Consider the following 23932-nt stretch of genomic DNA (forward strand, 5'->3'; position numbering starts at 1 on the left):
CCGCATCGGGCACCCACAAGGGGTGCCGCTACGTCGCCTATTGACCTACAAGACGGTATCTACTAGGCGGGCTCGGCGCCATGGCTAACTGCCCAGAATTTTTCGCGCCCATTCTATCACCGGTAAATCCACCATTTTGCCATCCAGTTGAAAGGCCGAAGAGCCGGTCGACTCCGCCATATCGATAACACGCCGGGCCCATTCGGTTTCAGCCTGGCTTGATGCAAACGCGGCATGAATCGTGGCGATCTGCGTCGGATGTATGCACAGCATGCCGCCAAAGCCCATGTCCCGCACCCGGCGGGCTTGTTGCGCCAGGCCAGCCAGATTCGCAAAATCGGGATAGACCCCGTCGAGCGGCGCAGCCAGTCCGCAGGCACGGCTATGCAGCAAAATCTGGCAACGTATCTGTTCCAGCACCAGCCCGGCGCCATCCGAATCCGCGGTCGCGCCCAGATCGAGCATCAAATCGAGGCTACCAAAAGACAAGCGGCTTACGCCGGGCTGGGCCGCTATTGCGCCCAAGGCCAGCACTCCTTTGGCGCTTTCGATGATGGGCCATACCGGCTTGCCGCCTGCGTGAACCAGCCTGATCTGTTCCGCCGATTCGGCTTTGGGCAGCAAGACACCGGCAATGCTGGAAAACTGGCGGCACACTGCCAGGTCGTCGGCAAACCAGGGCGTAGTCGCATCATTGACCCGAACAAAAACAGCGGAATCGGGATGAGCCTGGACAAAAGCCGCCAAATTCTGGCGCGCCGCGTCTTTGTGCTGCCGTTCCACAGCATCTTCGAGATCGATGATCACCCCATCGGCGCCGGCCGCCAGGGCTTTGGAAAATCGCTCCGGCCGCGTGGCCGGCACAAACAGAACCGAACGCATCAATACATTCATCAAATCACCTTTTCCCGCGCCAACCTGGCTACATCGGCGCCGGAATAGCCAAGATCGCCAAGGATGGCCGCGGAATGCTCCCCCAGCGCCGGGATTTTATCCATACGGGCGGCAAAGGCCGAACTGCCTGCCGGCGGGATCAACGCCGGCAAGAGCCCCGCCGGACTGTCCACTTCACGCCAGCGCTCGCGCGCCGCCAACTGGGGATGATTCCATACGTCACTCATGGTATTGACGCTGGCATTGGCAATTTGCGCCGCATCCAGGCGCTCCAGCACCTGATCGCGCGTCAACAAGGCAAATGTCGCAGCAATCAGGCCTCCCAGAACATCACGATTCTCGACCCGCAACGTATTGGACGAAAACCGCGCATCCCGCGCCAGTTCGGGCTGAATCAGCACGGTCCTGCAAAACGCGTCCCACTCGCGCTCATTCTGCAAACCCAGCATAACCTGCGAGCCATCGCCGACCGGAAAGGGCCCATAGGGGTAGATCGTGGCGTGGGCGGCGCCGGCCCGCCGTGGCGCAGCGGCTCCATCGAACGCATAGTACATGGGGAAACCCATCCACTCGACCATGCTCTCCAGCATGGACACATCGAGACGGCTGCCTTCGCCTGTGCGCTGGCGCAGCAGCAGCGCCGACAAGATGCTGCTGTAGGCATACATTCCGGCAGCAATGTCCGAAATCGAACAACCCGCCTTGGCGGATTGCTCGGGAGTACCAGTCACCGATAAGAATCCGCTTTCACTCTGGATGAGCAGATCGTAGGCCTTTTTATCCTGGTAAGGCCCACCCTCGCCATAGCCCGAAATATCGCAAACAATCAAGCGCGGGTATTGCTCATGGAGGGTTTCGAACGACAAACCCATCCGGGCTGCCGCCCCCGGCGCCAGGTTTTGCACCAGCACATCGGCCTTGGCCATCAAACGCGACAATACCTCTTGCGCCGCGGGCTGCTTCAGATCGAGGGCCAGGCTTTCTTTGGAGCGGTTGGTCCACACGAAATGCGAGGACAAGCCCTTGACCCGTTCGTCATAGCCGCGCGCGAAATCTCCGACGGCGGGCCGTTCGATCTTGATGACTCTGGCACCCATATCGGCCAATTGCCGCGTACAGAACGGTGCCGCAATGGCATGCTCCAGGCTGACGACGGTAATGCCGTCAAGCGGCCGAGGAGCCGCCGTATCGGCGGCAAGCGGCTGTATTGTGTCGTGACTCATGTCTTGACCCTCAGCTCGGCCTGATGCGCCAGTGTACCGTCCTGTTCGGCCCAAAGGCGCGCGACTCCCGCTCCGGAAAAAGAACCGGCCACCTGAAATGGCCGTGGCGCGATAAGCGGGCGCAGGCCGCGGTACGACAGGGACGCAACGGTCTTGCCGGGATTGGCCCGGCTGAATGCGCGGCACATGAGCGTAGCGATCATGGGGCCATGCACCACCAGGCCCGGATAGCCCTCGACCTGGGTCGCATAAGGCTCGTCGTAATGGATTCGGTGGCCATTATAGGTAACCGCCGAATAGCGAAACAGCACTGTGGAACTTGGCACTATGGTTTCGGACCACTCCGCCGCGGGGGCGGATTCCGAGCCTGCCAGCCTGGGAGGGCTGGGCTCCCGGTACACCACGTCCTGCTCCTCGGAGATACGCAACAGGCCGTCCTGGAAATACTCGTGCTTGACCGTCACGAACAGCAGTTTGCCTGTACGGCCCTCTTTTTCCTTGACCGAGGCAATGGTCGATACACGGCTTGCATCCATTCCGACGCGCAGGGGGCTTAAAAACTCGAGCCGACCACCCGCCCACATGCGATTGCGGTTTTCGGCCGGAGGAAGAAAGCCGCCGCGCCTGGGATGCCCGTCGTCGCCAAGCTGGTCATAGGGATAGGCCTTGATGAACAGCCCCCAATGCCACAGCAAGGGCAGCTCGCCACCTGGCGCGGGCGCCACCGCATCGAGGCTCAACGCAATTTTTTCGATGTGTCCGATATCGATACGGTCGGCACACGTTTCCGTTCGGCCGATCCAGGAGGCTGGGTCTGTAGCTGTCATGGCGATCTCTGGGCTGTCAGCGCCCGGTAATTTGAAAGAATAAACCGTAGCTTGCCTGCTAAATGCCTGTTTTTGAATTCTCTTTTTTGCAAGACTGTCTTTAGCGAAAACGAACAAGCCCCGCACGAGCTATAAAAAAAGAGAGCCGCAGCTCTCTTTTCCCCGAACGGATCAGGCGAACGCCGGACAGCAATCAGGCACGAACCAGGGAAATGGTGGCGATTTTCGCTTTCCATTCCTTCGGACCGGTGTCATGCACCGACGTGCCTGTCGAGTCGACCGCCACGGTCACCGGCATGTCCTTGACATCGAACTCGTAAATCGCCTCCATGCCCAAGTCTTCAAACCCGACAACCTTGGCCCCGCGGATAGCCTTGGAAACCAGGTAGGCCGATCCCCCTACCGCCATCAGATAGGCCGAACCGTGCTTGCGTATGGACTCGATGGCTATCGGCCCACGCTCAGCCTTGCCTATCATGGAAATCAAGCCGGTCTGGGCCAGCATCATTTCGGTAAACTGGTCCATGCGCGTGGAAGTGGTCGGGCCGGCGGGGCCAACCACTTCGTCACGCACCGGATCAACCGGGCCGACGTAGTAAATCACGCGGTTCGTGAAATCGACCGGCAAGGACTCGCCGCGCTCAAGCATGCCCTGTATGCGTTTATGGGCGGCATCCCGGCCCGTGAGCATTTTGCCCGACAACAACAAGGTCTGACCCGGCTTCCAGCTCGCGACCTGCTCTTTGGTCAAGGTATTCAAATCGACCTGCAGGGATTTGTTGTAATCGGGCGCCCAGTGCACATCGGGCCAGTCGGACAAAGCGGGCGGAGTCAGCTCGGCAGGCCCCGATCCGTCGAGCACGAAATGTATATGGCGGGTGGCCGCGCAATTGGGGATCATGGCCACCGGCTTGGAGGCGGCATGGGTAGGGAAGGTATTGATTTTAATATCCAGCACCGTGGTCAGGCCGCCCAGCCCTTGTGCGCCGATTCCCAGCGCATTGACCTTTTCGTAGAGTTCGATGCGCAGCTCTTCGAGCTTGCTCTGCGGGCCGCGCTGCAACAGCTCGTACATGTCGATGTCTTCCATCAGGGACTGCTTGGCCATCAGCATGGCTTTTTCAGCGGTCCCGCCCACGCCTATGCCCAGCATGCCGGGCGGGCACCAGCCCGCGCCCATCAGGGGCACCGTCTTCAATACCCAATCAACAATCGAGTCACTGGGATTGAGCATGGCGAACTTGGACTTGTTCTCGGAGCCGCCCCCCTTGGCGGCCACTTGCACATCGACCTTGTCGCCCACCACCAATTCGACATTCACGATACAGGGGGTATTGTCGCGGGTATTCTTGCGCGCAAACAAAGGATCGTCGAGGATTGAGGCGCGCAAAGGATTATCCGGGTTGGTATAGCCCTGGCGCACGCCTTCATCGCACAGTTCCTGCAGGCTGCGCTGCGTGTCGAGCCGCGCATTCATGCCTATTTTCAGAAAGACGTTGACCACCCCGGTATCCTGGCAAATGGGGCGATGCCCTTCGGCGCACATGCGCGAATTGGTCAGGATCTGGGCAATCGCGTCTTTGGCTGCCGGACTTTGTTCACGTTCATAGGCACGCGCCAAGTGCCTGATGTAATCGGCAGGGTGATAAAAACTGATGAACTGGACCGCATCCGCAATGGATTGAATCAGGTCGTTTTCTCTAATCGTCGTAGTCATGGCATTTAAATCAGTGGAATAAAAAAGAAACGGGAAGCCCGCGCGGCTTCCCTGTTTTTGAGCGAGGTAGTTATTTTCCTTGCCAAACCGGCTTGCGCTTTTCCGCAAACGCTGTAGCGCCCTCTCGGGCATCGGCGGACGAAAAAATATGCGCGGCCCGCGGGCGTTGCAGATCGAACATATCGGCCTGGCGCCAGTCTTTGGACTCGGTCACGATTCTTTTTGCCGTCTGGACCGCCAAGGGCCCGTTTTCAGCAATCAGCCGCGCCAGGGCCAGGGCGCCTTCAAGGGCCTGACCGGGTTCGACCAGGCGATTCACCAGGCCATGTTCGTAGGCTCGTTGCGCCGGCAGCATACCGCCGGTCAGGATGACTTCCATCGCAATATGATGCGGAATGCGTTGCGGCAAACGCAACATCCCGCCTGCGCCAGGAACCAGGCCGCGCTTGACTTCGGGCAGGCCGAAATTGGCGTTGCTGGCGGCAACCACCAGATCGCAGGCCAGTACCATTTCGCAACCGCCGGCCAAAGCGTACCCTTCAACCGCCGCAATCATGGGTTTTTGCGGCGGCCTTTCGCACAGGCCCGCGAATCCGCGGCCTTCGATCAGCGGACGTTGCCCGCTGCCGGCAAAAGCTTTCAAATCCATGCCGGCCGAAAAGGTATTGCCTGCCCCGGTAAGAATACCAAGAACAATATCCTTGTCCTGGTCGAGCCGGTCAAATGCCACGGCCAGTTCTTGTGCCGTCTCGTAGTTGATGGCGTTACGCGCCTCGGGCCGATTGACCGTAATAATCAGGATCCGATCGACCACTTCCACTCTAACCAAGTCAGACATGCAATAAACTCCCGAAGATTGCAGCGCTAAATACGCAAAAGTTAAAATAACAGGTGCTTTGCACACAAAGAAAAGGCGCTGGCACAATTCAATATCATACGACCAATCAAGACCGGTTCAGAAATGGAACTATCCTGCCTGCTAACGGAACCAGTTAAAATCGAATTCTTCGCAGCTTTTTGCCTTACCGGTTCTGTTCATGCTTACTTTTCAGCAAATCATTCTGACTCTCCAGCAATACTGGGACAAACAGGGTTGCGCGCTACTGCAGCCTTACGATATGGAAGTCGGTGCGGGCACCTCGCATACGGCCACATTTTTGCGCTCGATCGGACCGGAGCCCTGGCGCGCCGCGTATGTCCAGCCTTCGCGCCGCCCCAAAGACGGCCGCTACGGCGAAAACCCCAATCGCCTGCAACACTATTACCAATATCAGGTCGTACTTAAACCGGCGCCTCCCGAAATCATCGACCTGTACGTAGGCTCGCTCGAAGCATTAGGCATCAATCCCAAAGAGCACGACATCCGCTTTGTCGAAGACGACTGGGAAAATCCCACGCTTGGCGCCTGGGGCCTGGGCTGGGAGGTGTGGCTCAACGGCATGGAAGTCACCCAATTCACCTATTTTCAGCAGGTCGGCGGGCTGGACTGCTTGCCTACCACCGGCGAAATCACCTACGGGCTGGAGCGTCTGGCCATGTACCTGCAGGATGTGGAAAGCGTTTACGACCTGGTCTGGACCGAAGGCACCAACGGACAGCGCGTACTTTACCGCGACGTCTTCCACCAGAACGAAGTCGAACAGTCCACCTACAATTTCGAACACGCCTCGACCGCCATGCTTTTCGCCCATTTTGGCGACTACGAAGCCGAAGCGAAGCGGCTGATTGAAGTCCCGCTGGCCCTGCCCGCCTACGAGGCCGCTCTCAAGGCGGCCCACACCTTCAATATGCTGGATGCGCGCGGCGCGATCAGCGTCACTGAGCGGGCGGCCTATATAGGCCGCATACGCAACCTGTCGCGAACCGTCGCCCAGGCCTACTTCGACTCACGCGAAAAATTAGGTTTTCCCATGCTTGGCAATCGCCTCAATCCGGAGGCCGTGCAATGACGTCGACGACACACTCTCCGCGCCCCCTGTTTCTCGAACTGCTTACCGAAGAACTGCCACCCAAAGCCCTGCAAGCGCTGGGCCTCGCTTTTGCCGAAGGAATACGCAGTATTCTCGAAAAACAGCGCCTTCTGGATGCCGGATGCACGGTCACCGAATTCGCCACTCCGCGGCGCCTCGCCGTACGGCTAAGCGCCGTGCTGGGCCAGGCCCCGGAGCAGGCCTACACAGAAAAACTCATGCCGGCAAAAATCGGCCTGGATCAAGCCGGGGCACTGACTCCGGCCCTGGCAAAAAAACTTGCCGGCAAGGGCCTGGCTCATCTGAATCCGTCGGATCTCATTCAAGAGTCCGATGGCAAACAGGATTATCTCTACGCCAAGGGCGTGGCGCCAGGCGCCTCGCTACAGGCCGGCTTGCAGGAAGCGCTTGATTACGCCCTTGCCAATCTGCCTATCCCCAAAGTCATGCGCTATCAATTGGCCGACGGCGTCACCAGTGTCAAATTCGTGCGCCCGGCACACCGTCTGATTGCGCTATGGGGCTCCGAAATTATTCCTGTGAATGCGCTTGGGCTAACCGCCGGACGCGACACCCAAGGCCATCGATTCATGGCCAATGGGCTTATCGCCATTCAGGCTCCCGACTCATACGAACAGCAACTTCACGACGAAGGCAAGGTCATCGCCTCGTTCGCCGCGCGCAAGGACATGATTGCCGCGCAATTGCATGCGCACGCGACCGCGCTCAGAGCAACGCTGGGCGACGGCCCCGAAGTCGCAGCCCTGCTTGATGAAGTCACCGCCCTGGTCGAACACCCTACGGTTTATGTCGGCGAATTCGATGAGCAGTTCCTGGCGGTGCCGCCAGAATGCCTGATTCTGACCATGCGTTTGAATCAAAAATACTTCCCTCTGTTCGAGCCCGGCACCGGCAAGCTGACGTACCGCTTTTTGATCGTCAGCAATATGCAGGTGGATGATCCGGCCAATATCGTCCTGGGCAATCAGCGCGTCGTGCGTCCGCGCCTGGCCGATGCCCGGTTCTTTTTCGACACCGACCGCAAAGTGCCGCTGGCGTCACGTGTCGAATCTCTGGCCAACATCGTCTATCACAATAAGCTGGGGTCCCAGCTCGAGCGCGTCGAACGCGTGCGCGACATCGCCCGCTACGTCGCCGGGCAGTTGGGCAAGAGTCCACAAAACGCGGATCGCGCGGCTTTGCTGGCCAAGGCGGACCTCGGCTCCAACATGGTGGCCGAGTTTCCTGAGCTGCAAGGCGTCATGGGCGCCTACTACGCCGCGGCCGACGGCGAGCCCGCCGATGTGGTGCTGGCCCTGCGCAATCAATATCGCACCCGCCTGGACAGCGCCATCGACGATCAGTCCCTGACATCGGCCATACTGTTCATTGCCGAACGCATCGAAACCATGATGGGTATCTGGGGCATAGGGCTGGTTCCCACCGGCGAGCGCGATCCATATGGGATACGCCGAGCCGCGCTGGGCCTCATCAGCGCTTTCGAGCAACTGACGGCCGGCGGCTATTTGTCGATTCAACGGCCAACGAATCTCGAGCTGCCCCAACTGCTTGCTTTCGCGGCAGGCACTTTTGGCGCGCACCCGATTGCCGCCGGCACGGTCGCCGAAGTGCAGCATTTCATTTACGAGCGTTATCGCAATCTGCTGGCAAACGACTACGACCGCAATGTGGTGGATGCCGTGCTGAGCCTGGAGCCGCCTTTGCATCAAGTCTTGGCCCGTATTCAGGCCTGCGCCAGGTTTGCCCTGCGCCCTGAAGCGGAAAGCCTGGCCGCCGCCAACAAGCGTATTGCCAATTTGCTGAAAAAAGCCGATGGCGCCATCGGCCAGATCATCTACGGCAAGCTGACCGAGCCCGCCGAGCAGGCTCTGGCTCAAACCATTACCCGACTCAAACCCCAGGCCCAGGCCCAGTTCGGACTGGGCGATTTTGCCGCCAGCCTGGCAACGATGGCCCAGGCCAAAGACTCGGTCGATGCGTTCTTTGCAGACATCATGATCATGGCCGACGACCCGGCGGTACGCGCCAATCGCCTGGCTCTGCTGGCCGACCTGCATGGCGTCATGAATCAGGTCGCCGATATTTCAAGGTTGGCCCAGTGAAACTTGCCATACTCGACCGCGACGGCGTCATCAATCACGACAGTGATACATTCGTCAAAAGCCCCGACGAATGGATTGCCCTGCCCGGCAGCCTGGACGCCATCGCGCGATTATCCCGCGCCAACTGGCGCGTAGTGATTGCCAGCAACCAATCGGGCATCGCGCGTGGTCTGTTCAGCATGGAGACCCTCAACGCCATACATTCCAAGCTTCGAAAAGAGCTGGCTCATGTCGGTGGCAATATCGATGCCATATTCATCTGCCCTCACGGTCCCGACGACCGATGCCTGTGCCGCAAACCCAAGCCCGGCATGTTTCTCGACATAGGCCGGCGCTACGACATCGATCTGCAGAATGTACCGGCCGTGGGAGATTCTCTGCGTGATTTGCAGGCTGCCAGCGAGGCAGGCTGCTCGCCCTGGCTGGTACTTACCGGCAATGGCCAGAAAACCTGGGACAAGGGCGATTTGCCCGCCGGCACCCAGGTCAGGGAAAATCTTGCCGCGATGGTCGATGCCTGGCTACAAGAGGCCTGAAGCATGGCTGCGATACGAGCTATTTTCTATCTGCTGTTTTTAGCCATTACCGTCATTCCTTACGCATTTGCGTGCGTAATATGGGCGCCACTGCCTTTGCGCTGGCGCTACAAACTCACGGCAGGCTGGCCCAGGCTGGCCATTTGGGGAGCCAAAGTCATACTCGGCATACGCTGGCAAATCAAAGGCGCGGAGAATTTTCCGGACGGCCCGGCTATACTGCTGTCCAAACATCAATCCGCCTGGGAGACCTTGTTTTTCCCTGCCTACATGCCGCGCGAAGTCTGCTTTGTCTACAAGAAAGAGCTGCATCGTGTGCCGTTCTTTGGCTGGGGGCTGGCTCTTCTGCGTATGATTCCCATCGACCGGTCCAAAGGGCGGGATGCCTTCGAGCAAGTTGTCCGGGTTGGCCAGCAACGCATCAACGAAGGCCGTTGGCCCATCTTGTTCCCCGAAGGCACGCGTGTCGCCCCTGGTAAAGTCGGACGATACAAAATGGGCGGCGCGATGCTGGCGACCCGCACCGGCACAGGGGTCATTCCAATTGCGCACAACGCCGGCGAATGCTGGCCGCGCAAGGCATTTATCAAAAAGCCAGGTCTGATTACACTATCGGTTGGTCCCATGATCGAAAGCAAAGGGCTGGATGCCAATGCCTTGAACAAGAAGGTCCAGGATTGGATCGAAAATGAAATGCGTCAACTCAATCCGGAACGCTATGGGCTTTAATGAACAGCTTGAGCTGTTTGCCGCCGCACACCCCGCGATCGTCGCTAGCAGCGAGCCGCGTGCAGCGGCCAGGCAAACAAGCGATACGATTACCATACCGACGACCCGCCCGCTGTCGCTGGCGGCCGGCGCGCGCTGGCGTGAAGTTCGCGCCAGCACCCAGTCCATAGGATTCATCCTGCAGCGGTCGAGGCGCAAAAGCATAGGCCTGACGATCAACGACGATGGTCTGCTGGTTACCGCGCCAGGCTGGGTGACTCTGGGCCAGATCGATGCGGTCGTAGTGGAAAAATCGCGCTGGATACTCGACAAGCTGAGCGCCAGGCAAGCCAGGCAAGCCCAGTTGGCCATGGCAAATACCTGCTGGCAAGACGGCGGCGACATCCCTTATCTGGGCAAGCGCATCATCCTGAAACTGGACGATACGCAGCAAGGCAGCAGCCATTTTCATGGTGCGGAGTTCACTCCGGCCGACGGAGACATGCTGGGCCTGGCGCTGCCCGTTACCGCCGAACATGGCCGTGTGCGCGATATCGTGCATGCCTGGCTGCAACAGCAGGCCAAAATATGGTTCGAACTGCGCCTGCAGCACTTCCTGGCATCGAGCCAATTGCAGATCAAGCGCTGGCGACTGTCTTCCGCGGCCACTCGCTGGGGTTCCTGCAGCAGCGACGGCAACATCATGCTGAATTGGCGCCTGATCCATTTTGAACACGATATCATCGACTACGTGGTCGCCCACGAAATCGCCCATTTGAAAGAAATGAATCACAGCAAGAATTTCTGGCGCGAAGTCGGCCGCATTCTTCCCGATTTCGAACGCTCCCGCGACGCATTGCGGCAACACGACCCAACCACCCTGCCGCTGATCTAAGCGCAAGCTATCCCATTTATTGTTGGCTTCTCTTCCAAGGAAACTCTCATGCGGCTTTTACACACCATGCTTCGGGTCGGCAACCTTGAACAGTCCCTGGCCTTTTATACCAAGGTACTTGGCATGAGGCAATTGCGGCGCAAAGACTACCCAGACGGCAAATTCACCCTTGCATTTGTCGGATACCAGGATGAATCGGAAGGGGCCGTCATCGAACTGACCCACAACTGGGACACGCCGAGCTACGATCTAGGCAACGGCTATGGCCACATAGCGCTTGAAGTCGAGGATGCCTACGAAGCCTGTGCGCGAATCAAGGCAAAAGGAGGCAAAGTCACACGCGAAGCCGGACCCATGAAGCACGGGCAAACCGTCATCGCCTTTGTGGAAGACCCCGACGGCTACAAGATAGAACTGATCCAGCACAAGCCGCAGGCCGGCTGAAACACCAGGATTGCCAACCGTCCCGTGGCCGCACGGGCTCCGGCCGCGGGCAGTGCGGGCAAAAGCCAGGGCCGGACAAAGCGAGCCCCCCCTGCCTGGACCGCTACCCCCGCGTCTCAAGAACGCGGATGACGGGCGAATGAATCGGCATCGAAGTCATCAACCTCGATCACGGCGGCTACCGCCTCTTCGGCTTCCTCGAGCATGCGCGCCTGTTCGTCGCTGATCGCCCCTTTGGCATGCGCCAGCCGCCAGTCTTTCAGACCGCTGTGGTGCAGCTGTTCGTGCAAAGGCGCAAGCTCTATGACCAATTCAAACGCCCGCTCAAGAACTTCGACGCTTTTTTGATCGAGCCTGTCCCAGACTGCGCCAACCAGACGATCGCGCGACTCGGAGAGCTCGAGCAAAATGGCGGCGCAATCGGCCGTTGCCTTGTCGGATGGCGGCCTGGCCCGCATGACCGGCGGGAGCACGGCCAAACGCAACAGCCACGCCAGCCAGCGCACCGGAAAATTGTGCAGTACATCGTCGAGACGCTTTTCGATGGTGGCAAAACCCTGTTCGGCGCACCACTTGACCAGCGGCAGATCGGATTCGTGTCGACCCTCGTCGTGCCAACGCTTCAAGACCGCCGATAACAGATACAGTTCGGCCAAAGCATCGCCCAGGCGGGCCGACAGCATTTCCTTGCGCTTCAGTGTTCCGCCCAGAACAAAAAGCGTGGCCTCGGACACCAATGCAAAGGCCGAAACGTAACGGCTGAGGCGTCGATAATAAGGTGCCGCGGCGCCGGCGGCCTTTGGGGCCCTGGCAAAAAAACCACCGGTCCAGGCCAGGGCTTTGGCGCGGAACAAATTTTTGACGCTATGCCACACATGCTTCCAGACTACGGCATCGAATGCGTCCTCCCCCGCAAGCTCGTCGCTGTTGCCCAGCGCCTTCACCTCCTGCATGAGATAAGGATGGGCCCGAATTGCGCCCTGGCCGAACACAATCAGGTTACGCGTCAGTATATTGGCACCTTCCACCGTAATGGCAACCGGCACGGCCCGATACAAACCACCCAGGTAATTGCGTGGGCCATCGATGATGGCCTTGCCGGCATGCACATCCATTGCCACATTAACGGACTCACGCATGCGCTCGGTGGCGTGCAGTTTCATGATGGCGGATATTACGGCAGGCTTGTAGCCCATATCGAGCCCCGCGCACGTCAGCCGGCGCGCGGCCTCGACCAGGTAGGCGTTGGCGGCCAGACGCGCCAGTTTTTCCTGAACACCCTCGAATTTGCCGACCGGAATCCCGAACTGACTCCGCACCCGGGCATAAGCGCCGGACGTGTGCGCGGTAAATACACAGGCTGCGGCAGACAGCGAGGGCAGAGAAATTCCCCGCCCGGCCGCCAGCGCGCTCATCAGCATCTGCCAGCCATGCCCCGCCTTGTCGACGCCTCCTATCAGGGCATCGATGGGGACGAAGACATCGTGCCCTTCATTCGGGCCATTTTGAAACGCCTGCATGGCTGGCAGATGACGCCGGCCAATGTGGATGCCCGGCAAATGGGTAGGCACCAGCGCAACCGAAATGCCGAGATCGGTTTCCTCGCCCAGCAAATGATCGGGATCGGAGAGCTTGAAAGCCAGGCCCAGAACCGTCGCCACCGGGCTGAGCGTTATATATCGCTTGCGCCAGTTCAGGCGCATGCCTAAAGTATCGACGCCGCCGACCTGTTGCCTGCACACGACACCGGTGTCAGTCATCGAAGCCGCATCGGACCCGGCAGCCGGGCTGGTCAGGCCAAAGCAGGGAATTTCCTGGCCTTGTGCCAGCCGCGGCAACCAGTAATCGCGCTGGTCCTGCGTGCCAAATTGCATAAGCAGCTCGCCTGGCCCCAAGGAATTGGGCACCATGACGGTGACCGCCGCCGTAACGGATCTGACGGAAATCCGGCGCACCACTTCGGAATGGGCATAAGCCGAAAAGCCCAGCCCTCCGTACTCCGTGGGAATAATCATCCCGAAAAAGCCATGCCGCTTTAAAAACGCCCAGACATCGGGGGACAGATCGTATTGCTCCCAGGAAATCGACCAGTCATCGAGCTTGCTGCACAGCTCCGCCACCGGCCCTTCAAGGAAAGCCTGTTCGGCCGGTGTCAGCGAGGCCGGCTCGACGTCCAGCAATTCCTGCCAGTCGGGATTCCCGGAAAACAGTTGGGCATCCCACCACACGTCGCCAGCCTCGATGGCCTCTTGCTCGGTGGGCGACAAACTGGGCATGGCATCGCGTGCCATGCGATACAAAGGCTCTGTCAGCCAGCTTCGACGCCAAGCTCTCCAATTCATGACTCCCCTCTATCGGCTATGCGTGGATAGCATTTATTATCTCCCATAAGCCCGCAGTGCGAACAGGCCGCCGGATTTATTGCGTGCCTATGAGAATAGACTCTGCGACAATCGTAGTCCTTGTTCACAGGTCTGAGCTGCTGTCTATGCTAAATACGCTCTGGTTGGCTTTCTTTATTATTGCCTGTCTTTCGGGTATGTACCAGTGGCTGTTCCTGCACGACGCCGAGATTTTTTCGCGCCTGGTGCTCAGCCTGTTCGACATGGCCAAATTATCGGTCGACCTGATGGTCCTGCTGTTTGGCACACTCACACTATGGCTCGGATTTCTACGCATTGCGGAACAGGCCGGCCTGATAGAACGGCTGGCACGTTTGCTGACACCGCTGTTCCGCCGCCTGATGCCCGAAGTACCCGCGGGGCATCCCGCCCTGGGCCTCATCACACTCAATTTCGCCGCCAATGCACTCGGGCTGGACAATGCCGCGACGCCCATAGGCCTGCGCGCCATGCGCGAGCTGCAAACCCTCAACCCGACTCCCGACACGGCCACGAACGCACAAATTCTATTTTTAGTGCTTAACTCATCGTCGCTGACGCTGTTGCCTGTCACCATTTTCATGTATCGCGCGCAGCAGGGAGCGCCCGACCCTACTCTGGTTTTTTTGCCGATCCTCCTGGCCACCACGGCATCGTCGCTATGCGGCCTGCTGGTTGTGGCTTTCATGCAGAAGCTCAAACTTCGCGACCCGGTCGTCCTGGCATGGATGGGAGGGTTGCTGCTGGCATTGGGTAGTTTCATGGCCTTGCTTTCCACATTGTCGACTGGCGCGATCAGCGCGCTGTCGTCGCTCATGGGCAATCTGACACTGTTTGGCATCATCATCCTGTTCCTGGTCGCCGGCGCCTATAAAAAGGTGCCTGTCTATGAATCATTCATCGATGGGGCGAAACAAGGGTTCGATATTTCAAAAAACCTGCTGCCTTATCTGGTAGCCATGCTGTGCGCCGTCGGTGTATTGCGTGCGTCCGGCGCACTGGACGCCCTGCTCGACATCATCCGCTGGGCCACGCATGCCGCCGGCCTGGATACGCGATTCATCGACGCACTGCCCACCGCTTTGGTCAAGCCCTTTTCAGGCAGCGCGGCGCGAGCCATGCTGATTGAAACCATGCAGCACTTCGGCGTGGATAGCTTTCCCGCCTTGCTGGCCGCTACCGTCCAGGGGAGTACCGAAACCACGTTTTATGTTTTGGCCGTGTATTTCGGCGCAGTCGGGATACAGCGTGCGCGCCATGCCGTAGGATGTGCGCTGGCCGCCGATCTGGCGGGCGTTCTTGCCTCGATTGCCGTGTGTTACTGGTTTTTTGCCTGACACGGCAAGGCTACTAGAGTATCTTTGGTTCGAGACGTTTTTGGCATTCGATGGGTTGGTAGCTTTGGTATTTACGGTTTGGTATTTGAAGACGCCGTCTATCGGGGCTTGGGGTCAGGCCCGGCACGGCGTGCTTGATCCGGATCTACCTCGTCCAGGCGGGCGTCGGGCCAAACTCGCTACGCCGCTGGCGCGGCTACGCTCAAACATGGCCCGCCGAAAGCCCCCGCCTTCCCTACGGTAGCATCCGGCGCACGCCTTACGCCGGTCCTGACCCCAAGCCCCGATAGACGGCTCACATTGCGGCATGCCTGGAATGAACTTGCCGACTCAGCGTATACCTCGATGCATGACCTCAACGTTTCTCTCGGTGCATGACCTCAACGCTTCCCTCTATGCATTTCCTCAACGCAAGCCGCAGGGTGGGTGGTGCTGTGCAGGCCGGCGGTAGTCCAGCGCCGGGTGCAATGGAATGGACGCCCCTTCTCGAACCGGCATCATTGTGCCAAAGTGAAGGGGTTACTAACTCATTCACTGCTATCGGAAGGAGCATCCATCATGAAGATTACAACGATTGGTCTTGATTTAGCAAAGTCCGTGTTTCAAGTTCACGGCGTGAATGCGCAAGGCCATACCGTCTTGACCCGGCAACTACGCCGCGAGCAGCTCAGCGCCTTCTTTGCGAAGCTGACACCGTGCCTCATCGGCATGGAGGCCTGCGCGAGCGCCCACCACTGGGCGCGGCTGCTGCGCGACCAGGGCCACGACGTGCGGCTGATCGCCGCGCAGTTCGTCAAACCTTACGTTAAATCCAACAAGAACGATGCCGCCGATGCGCAGGCGATCTGCGAGGCCGTCACCCGGCCCTCCATGCGCTTTGTCGCCATCAAATCGGTCGAGCAACAAGCGGTACTGAGCCTACACCGGGCCCGTGAAGGCTTCGTCAAGGCGCGCAGCGCCGCGGCCAATCAGATCCGCGGCCTGCTGGCCGAGTTCGGGTTGATCCTGCCCCAAGGCATCGCTCACGTCACCCGGCGGGTGCCGGCGTTGCTTGAGTCCGCGCTGGCGCGCCTGCCTGGCCCTTTCGTGGAACTCATCCGTACGCTGGTTGAACACCTGCGCGCGCTCGATACGCAGGTCCAGGCCCTGGAGCGATCGATCGTGCACGGGCATCGTGCCAATCCGGTCAGCCAGCGGTTAGCGCAGTTGCCCGGAATCGGGCCGATTACGGCCAGCGCCCTGGCCGCCAGCGTGGGCGATCCGCGGCTCTTTAAAAATGGCCGGCAACTGGCCGCCTGGCTAGGTTTGGTGCCGCGCCAGCACTCCAGCGGGGGCAAGGCCACGCTGCTGGGGATCAGCAAGCGCGGCGATGGGTACCTGCGCAAGCTCCTGCTCTTGGGCGCGCAGTCGGTGCTGATCCGAGCGCGCGCCCAGGCCGATCGAACGACCTGGCTAGGCCAACTGCTTGTGCGCCGCCCGCTCAATGTGGTGGCCATCGCGCTGGCCAATAAAAATGCGCGCATCGCCTGGGCTCTGATGGCGTACGACACGCCCTACGACCCTGGGCATACGCTGAGCCGGGCCCGCTAGGGTCTACGGCACGCGTACCGAGCTCGGGGCCAACCCGGCAGCGCCTCACCACCGTTTATCCCTTTTAACGTAGGACACCACCGCACCGATTGCTTGAAGCACTTTTAGCCGTAATGGCCACTTAGGTCAGACCAGGACCAGTCAAACCCGATTCGTCAGCCGCACATCAAAGTGCTTGGGTGCTAAGGGGAGCCGGTCAGCACAACCCATTAGGGGCCGTGACACGCGTGTCACCTCGTCAAGCCCGGATGTACTGCTGCAATCAACACCTAAGAAACCGGAAGGGCAAAAAAGGGCTAGGCAAATTAGGGGCGTCCATGTACTGACGAAGGGAAGGCGGGGGCTTTCGGCGGGCGCTGTCTGAGCCCGGCCTCGCGAGGCCGGGCGAGTTCGCCCGACGCCCGCCTGGACGAGGCAGACCCGGGCAGTCGCGGTGCGTAGCACCACGACCGCTGGACGTGCCGGACTGCACAGCACCGCCCACCCTGCGGCGTCTTTATAGAATTAACCGCCGCCAACACAGCAACGCTCAATCCAAAGTCATCGCCCCAGCCAGCACAGGCAGCTCAAAGTCACTACCCATGCCTAAAAAGCGGCTAAAAAAACAAAGCCACTAAAACACGTTCAGCCCTGTAAACACTCGAACCGAAAATGCGCTAAGCGCACACCACGCCAGCCGCCAAAAGACTATCGGCCAACGCGATGAATTGGCCCACAGATAGCTCTTCGGCTCGAGCAGTAGCGGGAATGCCCAGTCCATCCCAATCGACATGCGCAGCCCAGTCGCCCAGACCCCGACGCAGCATCTTGCGCCGCTGCGCAAAAGCCTTTGCAACCACTTTCTCCAGAACGGCGTGGCTTTGCGCCTGCACACGACTATCGGGCAACGGCGTCATGCGCACCACAGCCGAGACCACCTTGGGCGGCGGATCAAAAGCCTCGGGCGGCACATCGAACAGCTTGTGCATAAGATAGCGTGACTGCAGCATGACCGACAAACGGCCATAATCGGCAGAACCCGGCCTGGCCACCATGCGATCGATCACCTCGCGCTGCAGCATGAAATGCTGGTCCCGTACACGATCCGCACACGCCATCAAATGAAACAGCAAAGGTGTGGAAATGTTGTAGGGCAAATTGCCCACAATACGCAAACGCTCGCCCAGGGCGGCGAAATCGACTTCGAGCGCATCTCCCTGGACGACAGTCAAGCGGCCTTCCGGATGCTGACGACGCAAACGAGCCGCGAGATCGCGATCGATTTCGACCACAGTCAAATGATCGAGCGCCTGCATCAAGGGTTGAGTCAGCGCCGACAGACCCGGTCCAATCTCAACCACGATCTCTTGGGGCTTGGGAGCAATGGCGCGCACAATCGCTTCGATCACACCTTCATCGACCAGAAAATGCTGGCCGAAGCGTTTGCGTGCCTGATGCTGAGCCATGATGCGACTATCGGCTGGGTCGTCGATTCGACTGAGGATCAAGCCGGTTATCGATATACGCCTCGCCAATCAGCCGGTTCAACCAATCTTCGAACGCCGGCTGTTCGCGACGCTGAAAGAGTATCTTGCGGGCCTGCATGCGCTTGTATTCGTTGGCCATATCCTTGGTGCGCCGTCCCTCGACCTCGATCAGGTGCCAGCCGAACGGCGAGCGCACCGGCTGACTGATTTGTCCGGGTTGCAAGGCATTCATGGCTTGCTCAAAAGGCGGCACGGTTTCGCCAGGATTCAGCCAGCCAAGATCGCCGCCCTGAGGAGCCGAAGAGTCCTGTGAATACCGTTTGGCTAGATCGGCAAACTTTTCACCGTGTTCGATACGCTGACGGATATCGTTCAGGAGAGTCTGTGCCTGCGTATCGGACATCACCTTGGAAACCTTGATCAGTATATGCCGCGCATGGGTTTGCGTAACCATCACGGGGCCCTGCTGCTCCGCAGGCTGATTAGCTGCCGGAGCCGGCGCGCGCACCGGGGCCGTGTTTGCCGCCGGCCGCCGGCTCTGGGCCTGGCCGCGCTTCAGCACCTTGAGAATATGAAAGCCGTTGCCGCTTTGGATAATGCCGCTGATCTGGCCTGCCCGCAGTTTCTGGGTAGCCTGTATGAATAAATCGGGCCAGCCCTCGACAGGCCGCACACCCAGGTCGCCGCCTTTCAGGGCTTGCTGGTCGTCGGAAGAGGCTGCGGCCACACTGGCGAAATCGGCTCCGCCGCGCAACTTGGCTAGAATGGCTTCGGCCTTTTGACGCAATTCTTGCACACGCTGCGGCGACGAGCCTTCCGGCACCGCCACCAGGATTTGCGCCAGGCCCAGCATGACCGGCCCCGTTTGCTGGACCGGGGGAGCTTCAGGCGCCGCAGTCGGCTCTGGCGGCGGAGCCACGGCCATTTGGCCGCCATGCGCTTCCTGATTCTTTATAAAAGCGTCGACATCCGCATCGGAAATCACGATTGTGCTGTCGACGGCTCGTTGGCGCAATTGATCGAAAAGAACTTCCTCGCGCAAGGATTTCAGATAATTGTCCCAGGTCACCCCCGTTTTTTGCACTTCCTGACGCAATCTGTCGGTGCTTAATTTATTGCGCTTGGCCACGACATCAACCGCCTGCTGAAGCTCCGCGTCGGTGACCTTGATGCCCAAGCGCTCGGCTTCCTGCCTCTCGACCTCGGTGGCAATCATGCGCTGCAATACTTGCTTTTGCAGCGTTTGAGTGTCGGGTACCGCTATTTTCTGCCGCTTCAGTTGCGCCGCGGCAGATTGCGCCTCGGCATTTACCTGGCCCAGGGTAATGACCTTCTTGTTCACAACAGCCGCTATACCATCGACGAACTGCTCCGACTGAGGCGTCGTCCGGGCCGAGGCCGCATGATGCGGCGCCGCTTTGGCCGCCCATGCCGGGCTTGACGATAACAGCCCCAGAATCGGGATCAACACAAACGCAAGCCTATGCTTCGTGTGCAGACTACGCATTATTCATACCTCTCGAAGGTGGTTTTGTCAGGTATAGGTGGAACGATCGGTTGATAACCCGTAACTGTCTTGCTCAACAGGCTCATGGGGTCGCTGCCCAGCGAGCCCAATCCTGATAGTTCCAATTGGAAAAACATGGCGGTATTGGACTGGTCGGCGGAAACCGCCGAGCGCTGCAGGACCACACGCGCCGCCCAGCAGCAATCGCCCTTGTATTCGAGCCCGACAATGGATTGGGTGGTTCGCTTGTCCTGCAGGGAATAATCGATCCGCCCCAGCGCATAGATTTTACTCGTGATCGGCCACTGGCCAGAAACCGACACCTGCTCAGTGCTATTGTCGACATAGCCCGTGGAATACACCACATTCGGGTCGACGACCGCGGCGGGATCACGCTTGTATCGATAGGCGGCGGACAGTATGGCCAGGCGTTTGGGCTGCCACTTGAAACCGGCCGACATCTCGTTGCGTTCCTTGGAATAGGGGCTGACCTGCGCGTCGAAGCGCACATTCAGGGTATCGGTCAGCGCCGCATTCGCGCCGAACAGAAAATCGGACTTGGTATTGGTTCTGGGCGTTTCGCCCGGAAGCGTTACTTGCTGATCCTCGAAATAAATGCGCTGCGCCGCCTGAAGCGACAAGCGCTCGAAGCCGGTTTTTTCATCGAGCCAGCGCGTGGTCAGGCCCAGCGTGACCTGGTTGGCGTTGGCGATGCGATCCCAGCCGCCGCTATACAGGTTTTCGTCGAAAGCCTGCGAGAAATTGAAATTGGACAGTGCCGTGTCGAAAACCGGCAACTGCGATTGATCGCGATACGGCACGCGCAAGTAGTAGATCCGGGGTTCCAGCGTTTGGATCGAGTCGTTGCCAAACAAGGAAGTCCGGCGCTCGAAAGTCATGCCCGAGTCCAGCGACATGATGGGCAGGATGCGGGACTGGGTACGGGGATTGCCGCTCAAGCCATACCAGTCCGTATTGTATTGGCTCATGTGCAGGCCGATCTTCGGCGTGACGTACCAGCCGGCATGGACAATCGGATACGACACCGTGGTGTATGACGTAAAACGCGTGCCGTCCGGCACCACATGATTGCCGTAAACCTGGCGGCCATTGTAGAAGCCGTTGGCGAATGCGGCTATATTGCCGTCATAGACGGGCGACCTGAATTTGGTGGCGTAGTTGTCGGACTGCACATCGAACCCGCCCCAGTTGTAGCGCGCCCCCTGCACATGCAGCTCGGGAAGCTTGTCGTAAGGCGGCAGCGTATACGCGGAGCTGGCATCCTGCAGCGTCTGGTACGTATAGGTCTGCAAATACGCATTCCAGTACTTCAGCCCGCTCCAGTTGATCTGGGCAATACTGGGCAGCAGATTGGTGGTCGACTCATTGAGGCCAAGCGTGGAAAAGTCCCGGAAATAATTATCGTCGGACGCATGCCGGATATCGTACATGGCGCTGAAGCCGCCGCCCAGGTTCTGGTTGTGCTGGGCGGAGTACATCCAGCGCGCGTCGCCCGTCAGGCTATCCTTGGCCAGGTACGTACCCGCCAGTTGGCCGTTATAGCTCGAACCCAGATACCGGAATTCGCCGCCCATCTGCAGGCCGCGCTTGCTCATGTACTTGGGCGTGAGCGTGGCATCGTAATTGGGAGCCAGATTAAAGTAATAAGGCAGGGAAAACTCAAAACCGCTATTGCTGGTAGTCCCGTAGGTGGGAAGCAAAAAGCCCGATTTACGCTCTTTTTTAATGGGGAAAGTGAAATAGGGCGACGCCAAAATGGGCACGTTCTTGAAATACAGCACTCCATTGTGCGCAACACCCTCGTTTTCGGTCGAATTCAAATCCACGCGAGAGGCCTTGATATACCAGGCCGGATCCGGGCACGGACAGCCCGAATACGTGGCCGTGGTCAGACGCATTTTGCTGCGGCTTAGAATATCGGCCTTGGCCGCCTTGCCTGCGCCACCGCCCGCCCCCAGCCAGAAGTTCGGATCATTGACTTCGCCGGTTTCACTGTTGACGTTGTAATCCAGCGTCGGGCCGCGAACTATGCTGGCATCGCGCATGATCAGGCCATTGCCCACGACATGCACCTGGCCCGTGGAGCGCTGATAATCGATCCGGTCGCCCTTGACCACCGAATCGATGCGGCGAACTTCGGCATTCCCCGACAAGGTAACCTTGCCATCCGGATTGGACTCGACCTTGTCTCCGACCAGGAATACCGACATCTGGTCTTCGTTCAGGTTCTTGTGCAACTGCAGATTGGGGGAAACGTTCAGTTCCGGCAAGGTAGCCGACCCGGTCGACACGGGATTGGCCTGCTGAGCCTGAGCCGTCGACACACTAGCTAATACAACGAGGAATATCCACCAAACCAAACGCACGGGCCTTTCGTCTCCGAGGAAAAACTGACACTATTTCGATAAAACTGCCGCACCGGATCGATTGGCGACCCGGTATTATAGAGAAGCTGGCCTATCCATGGTTAAAGCATGGCCAAAGACCAAAAAACGCCCGTACGAATATTATTATGGAATTGATTTTGAACCCCAGCCCAGACTCCCGACTCATCGCGCTGCAACATTGGCTCAAGAGCATCGCCCCCACGCATAGCCTCGACCCCGAAACATTGCAGCCGGCCTCCAGCGACGCCAGTTTCCGCCGCTATTTTCGGTTGAACGGAAATGGACGCACGGTAATCGTCATGGACGCTCCTCCTAAACATGAAGACTGCCAGCCCTTTTTGCACGTCAGCCAGCTCCTTGCGGATGCCGGGCTGAACGTGCCCACCATCTTAGCGCAAGATCCCGGGCAAGGCTTTTTGCTGTTATCCGATTTAGGCAAGCAAACGTATCACCAGGCCATACAGGCGGGGCTGGACGACACACGCCTGCAGCAACTGTACCGCGACGCCATCGGCGCCCTGGTGCAGATGCAACAAGCCCGCACGACGGGCCTGCCTGCATACGACCAGGAGCGCCTGACAAACGAACTGGCCCTGTTTCCGCAATGGTATGCCCAGCGCCATTGCCAGGCACAACTCGATCACACCGAGCAGGCCACTTTGCAGAAAGCCTTCGCCACCCTGGTGGAAGATAATGTCAGGCAGGCCACCGTGCTGGTGCACCGCGACTTCCATTCCCCCAACCTGATGGTCTGCGATCGCCCCGAATATGGCCCGAATCCGGGAGTCATAGACTACCAGGACGCCCTGGCGGGGCCGCTGAGCTATGACCTTGCCTCGCTGGTCATGGACGCCCGCACCACGTGGGAAGAGCCGCAGCAGCTCGACTGGGCCATACGCTACTGGGAGGCGGCCAGGCTTGCGGATATCGCGGTTCCCCACGATTTCGCCGATTTCCATCGCGCCTACGAATGGATGAGCCTGCAACGCAATTTGCGCATACTCGGCGTCTTTGCACGGCTTTCGCACCGCGATCACAAAGACCATTATTTGCAGCATATGCCGCGTGTCAACGCCTATGTACGGCAGGTTGCCTCCCGCTATGGGGTTTTCACCCCCCTGCTGCGCCTGCTCGACAAGCTGGACAACCGTCAGGTTGCCGTCGGGTACACATTCTGATGCGAGCCATGATTCTTGCCGCGGGACGGGGAGAACGCATGCGCCCGCTCACCGACACGACACCCAAGCCTTTATTGCCCGTAGGCGGCAAACCCCTGATTGTCTGGCACATCGAGCGGCTGGTCGAGTCGGGAATTCGCGACATCATCATCAATCATGCCTGGCTGGGTTACCTCATCGAGGCAGCGCTGCAGGACGGGCAGCGCTACGGTGCGCGCATTACCTACTCGGCAGAACCCCAGGCCCTGGAAACGGCGGGCGGCATAGCCCGGGCCCTGGACTTCTTTCAAGACCAGCCGTTCCTGGTCGTCAACGGCGATATCTGGTGCGACTGGAACCCGGCCGAGGCGCTGCAGCAAGGGAAGATGCTTGAACGCGACGAAAAGCTGGCGTGGCTGCTTCTGGTCGCCAACCCCGAGCATCACGCCGCCGGAGACTTCCTGCTGTCCCCGGCCAATAATGTCTACGACTCGCCTTCGAGCCAAGGAGCAGACGCACTTACCTTCGCCGGCATAGGCGTATACAGGCCCGCCCTGTTTCAAAGCCTGGATAAAGCCAAGGCGGTCCGTCTTGCGCCACTGCTCCGACAGGCCATGGCAAAAAACCAGGTGGCAGGACGCTTCTACGATGGTATCTGGATCGATGTCGGCACTCCTCAACGCCTGAGCGCGCTCGACCGCATGTTGGCCGGCTAGATATCGTGTTGAAGCAAGGCTACACTGCAACAT

The 23932-nt window shown here is 59.2% G+C and carries 19 protein-coding genes; 10 read left to right on the forward strand and 9 right to left on the reverse strand.

Annotated elements, in window-relative coordinates:
* Window positions 1–84 precede the first annotated feature (84 nt).
* The 5 genes from LSG25_RS07860 to LSG25_RS07880 all read right to left on the reverse strand — a co-directional run bounded on the left by LSG25_RS07860 (window position 85) and on the right by LSG25_RS07880 (window position 5499).
* Window positions 85–897 (reverse strand): CoA ester lyase, encoded by an 813-nt coding sequence (locus tag LSG25_RS07860; RefSeq protein WP_232744126.1) that lies wholly within the window; start codon window positions 895–897, stop codon window positions 85–87.
* Window positions 894–2117, reverse strand: coding sequence for a CaiB/BaiF CoA-transferase family protein (locus LSG25_RS07865; RefSeq protein ID WP_232744127.1), 1224 nt, complete (start codon window positions 2115–2117; stop codon window positions 894–896). Before LSG25_RS07865 ends, LSG25_RS07860 begins: the two co-directional genes overlap by 4 nt.
* Window positions 2114–2944 (reverse strand): MaoC family dehydratase N-terminal domain-containing protein, encoded by an 831-nt coding sequence (locus tag LSG25_RS07870; protein ID WP_232744128.1) that lies wholly within the window; start codon window positions 2942–2944, stop codon window positions 2114–2116. Before LSG25_RS07870 ends, LSG25_RS07865 begins: the two co-directional genes overlap by 4 nt.
* Before the next feature lie 193 nt (window positions 2945–3137).
* On the reverse strand, window positions 3138–4661 hold the full coding sequence (locus LSG25_RS07875; RefSeq protein ID WP_232744129.1) for a fumarate hydratase: 1524 nt from the start codon (window positions 4659–4661) through the stop codon (window positions 3138–3140).
* Window positions 4662–4731: 70 nt separating this feature from the next.
* Window positions 4732–5499, reverse strand: a complete 768-nt coding sequence (locus LSG25_RS07880) for a crotonase/enoyl-CoA hydratase family protein (protein ID WP_232744130.1) — start codon at window positions 5497–5499, stop codon at window positions 4732–4734.
* A 199-nt stretch (window positions 5500–5698) separates the two neighbouring features.
* Between LSG25_RS07880 and glyQ the strand changes: the two genes are divergently transcribed.
* Genes glyQ through gloA form a run of 6 tightly spaced genes read left to right on the forward strand, consistent with a single transcriptional unit; the run spans window position 5699 to window position 11337 of the window.
* Complete coding sequence (glyQ, locus tag LSG25_RS07885; RefSeq protein ID WP_232744131.1) at window positions 5699–6610, forward strand: glycine--tRNA ligase subunit alpha; 912 nt, start codon at window positions 5699–5701, stop codon at window positions 6608–6610.
* The gene (gene glyS / locus LSG25_RS07890) at window positions 6607–8754 is read left to right on the forward strand and encodes a glycine--tRNA ligase subunit beta (RefSeq protein WP_232744132.1); all 2148 of its coding nucleotides are present in this window, start codon (window positions 6607–6609) and stop codon (window positions 8752–8754) included. Before glyQ ends, glyS begins: the two co-directional genes overlap by 4 nt.
* Complete coding sequence (gmhB, locus tag LSG25_RS07895) at window positions 8751–9290, forward strand: D-glycero-beta-D-manno-heptose 1,7-bisphosphate 7-phosphatase (protein ID WP_232744133.1); 540 nt, start codon at window positions 8751–8753, stop codon at window positions 9288–9290. Before glyS ends, gmhB begins: the two co-directional genes overlap by 4 nt.
* 3 nt (window positions 9291–9293) lie before the next feature.
* Entirely contained in the window at window positions 9294–10019 is a 726-nt protein-coding gene (locus tag LSG25_RS07900) for a 1-acyl-sn-glycerol-3-phosphate acyltransferase (protein WP_232744134.1), read from the forward strand.
* A complete protein-coding gene (locus LSG25_RS07905) occupies window positions 10009–10893 on the forward strand; it encodes a M48 family metallopeptidase (RefSeq protein WP_232744135.1) in 885 nt (294 codons plus the stop codon). The genes LSG25_RS07900 and LSG25_RS07905 overlap by 11 nt, the downstream gene beginning before the upstream one ends.
* A gap of 48 nt (window positions 10894–10941) precedes the next feature.
* Window positions 10942–11337 carry a lactoylglutathione lyase gene (gene gloA / locus LSG25_RS07910; RefSeq protein ID WP_232744136.1) on the forward strand — a complete coding sequence of 132 codons (396 nt, stop codon included), beginning with the start codon at window positions 10942–10944 and terminating at the stop codon, window positions 11335–11337.
* 116 nt (window positions 11338–11453) lie between these two features.
* On the opposite strand, the gene LSG25_RS07915 is transcribed toward gloA, so the two are convergent.
* Complete coding sequence (locus tag LSG25_RS07915) at window positions 11454–13679, reverse strand: acyl-CoA dehydrogenase (RefSeq protein ID WP_232744137.1); 2226 nt, start codon at window positions 13677–13679, stop codon at window positions 11454–11456.
* 146 nt (window positions 13680–13825) lie between these two features.
* Here LSG25_RS07915 and LSG25_RS07920 point away from each other — a divergent pair, with 146 nt between their 5' ends.
* Both LSG25_RS07920 and LSG25_RS07925 read left to right on the forward strand, forming a co-directional pair.
* Window positions 13826–15055, forward strand: a complete 1230-nt coding sequence (locus LSG25_RS07920; protein ID WP_232744138.1) for a nucleoside recognition domain-containing protein — start codon at window positions 13826–13828, stop codon at window positions 15053–15055.
* A gap of 558 nt (window positions 15056–15613) precedes the next feature.
* Complete coding sequence (locus LSG25_RS07925; RefSeq protein WP_232740868.1) at window positions 15614–16645, forward strand: IS110 family transposase; 1032 nt, start codon at window positions 15614–15616, stop codon at window positions 16643–16645.
* A 656-nt stretch (window positions 16646–17301) separates the two neighbouring features.
* On the opposite strand, the gene rsmA is transcribed toward LSG25_RS07925, so the two are convergent.
* The 3 genes from rsmA to LSG25_RS07940 are packed head-to-tail and all read right to left on the reverse strand — an operon-like array spanning window position 17302 to window position 22005.
* Window positions 17302–18090: a 16S rRNA (adenine(1518)-N(6)/adenine(1519)-N(6))-dimethyltransferase RsmA gene (rsmA, locus tag LSG25_RS07930; protein ID WP_232744139.1), complete on the reverse strand. Its 789-nt coding sequence runs from the start codon at window positions 18088–18090 to the stop codon at window positions 17302–17304.
* Between the two features lie 7 nt (window positions 18091–18097).
* The gene (locus LSG25_RS07935; RefSeq protein ID WP_232744611.1) at window positions 18098–19621 is read right to left on the reverse strand and encodes a peptidylprolyl isomerase; all 1524 of its coding nucleotides are present in this window, start codon (window positions 19619–19621) and stop codon (window positions 18098–18100) included.
* A complete protein-coding gene (locus LSG25_RS07940) occupies window positions 19618–22005 on the reverse strand; it encodes an LPS-assembly protein LptD (protein ID WP_370635971.1) in 2388 nt (795 codons plus the stop codon). Before LSG25_RS07940 ends, LSG25_RS07935 begins: the two co-directional genes overlap by 4 nt.
* A gap of 146 nt (window positions 22006–22151) precedes the next feature.
* Here LSG25_RS07940 and LSG25_RS07945 point away from each other — a divergent pair, with 146 nt between their 5' ends.
* Both LSG25_RS07945 and murU read left to right on the forward strand, forming a co-directional pair.
* Window positions 22152–23204, forward strand: coding sequence for an aminoglycoside phosphotransferase family protein (locus tag LSG25_RS07945; RefSeq protein WP_232744140.1), 1053 nt, complete (start codon window positions 22152–22154; stop codon window positions 23202–23204).
* Complete coding sequence (gene murU, locus LSG25_RS07950; protein ID WP_232744141.1) at window positions 23204–23899, forward strand: N-acetylmuramate alpha-1-phosphate uridylyltransferase MurU; 696 nt, start codon at window positions 23204–23206, stop codon at window positions 23897–23899. Before LSG25_RS07945 ends, murU begins: the two co-directional genes overlap by 1 nt.
* Window positions 23900–23932: the final 33 nt, after the last annotated feature.

This window comes from Paralcaligenes sp. KSB-10, assembly GCF_021266465.1.
In the GTDB taxonomy this organism is placed as follows: domain Bacteria; phylum Pseudomonadota; class Gammaproteobacteria; order Burkholderiales; family Burkholderiaceae_B.

Bases quoted from the DNA above. Each gene is read 5' to 3' on its own strand.
- LSG25_RS07865 (WP_232744127.1), bottom strand. From the start codon at position 2,117: ATGAGTCACGACACAATACAGCCGCTTGCCGCCGATACGGCGGCTCCT.
- rsmA (WP_232744139.1), bottom strand. From the start codon at position 18,090: ATGGCTCAGCATCAGGCACGCAAACGCTTCGGCCAGCATTTTCTGGTC.
- LSG25_RS07920 (WP_232744138.1), top strand. From the start codon at position 13,826: ATGCTAAATACGCTCTGGTTGGCTTTCTTTATTATTGCCTGTCTTTCG.
- gloA (WP_232744136.1), top strand. From the start codon at position 10,942: ATGCGGCTTTTACACACCATGCTTCGGGTCGGCAACCTTGAACAGTCC.
- LSG25_RS07905 (WP_232744135.1), top strand. From the start codon at position 10,009: ATGGGCTTTAATGAACAGCTTGAGCTGTTTGCCGCCGCACACCCCGCG.
- LSG25_RS07915 (WP_232744137.1), bottom strand. From the start codon at position 13,679: ATGAATTGGAGAGCTTGGCGTCGAAGCTGGCTGACAGAGCCTTTGTAT.
- LSG25_RS07875 (WP_232744129.1), bottom strand. From the start codon at position 4,661: ATGACTACGACGATTAGAGAAAACGACCTGATTCAATCCATTGCGGAT.
- LSG25_RS07900 (WP_232744134.1), top strand. From the start codon at position 9,294: ATGGCTGCGATACGAGCTATTTTCTATCTGCTGTTTTTAGCCATTACC.
- LSG25_RS07870 (WP_232744128.1), bottom strand. From the start codon at position 2,944: ATGACAGCTACAGACCCAGCCTCCTGGATCGGCCGAACGGAAACGTGT.
- LSG25_RS07945 (WP_232744140.1), top strand. From the start codon at position 22,152: ATGGAATTGATTTTGAACCCCAGCCCAGACTCCCGACTCATCGCGCTG.
- LSG25_RS07880 (WP_232744130.1), bottom strand. From the start codon at position 5,499: ATGTCTGACTTGGTTAGAGTGGAAGTGGTCGATCGGATCCTGATTATT.
- murU (WP_232744141.1), top strand. From the start codon at position 23,204: ATGCGAGCCATGATTCTTGCCGCGGGACGGGGAGAACGCATGCGCCCG.
- glyQ (WP_232744131.1), top strand. From the start codon at position 5,699: ATGCTTACTTTTCAGCAAATCATTCTGACTCTCCAGCAATACTGGGAC.
- glyS (WP_232744132.1), top strand. From the start codon at position 6,607: ATGACGTCGACGACACACTCTCCGCGCCCCCTGTTTCTCGAACTGCTT.
- LSG25_RS07925 (WP_232740868.1), top strand. From the start codon at position 15,614: ATGAAGATTACAACGATTGGTCTTGATTTAGCAAAGTCCGTGTTTCAA.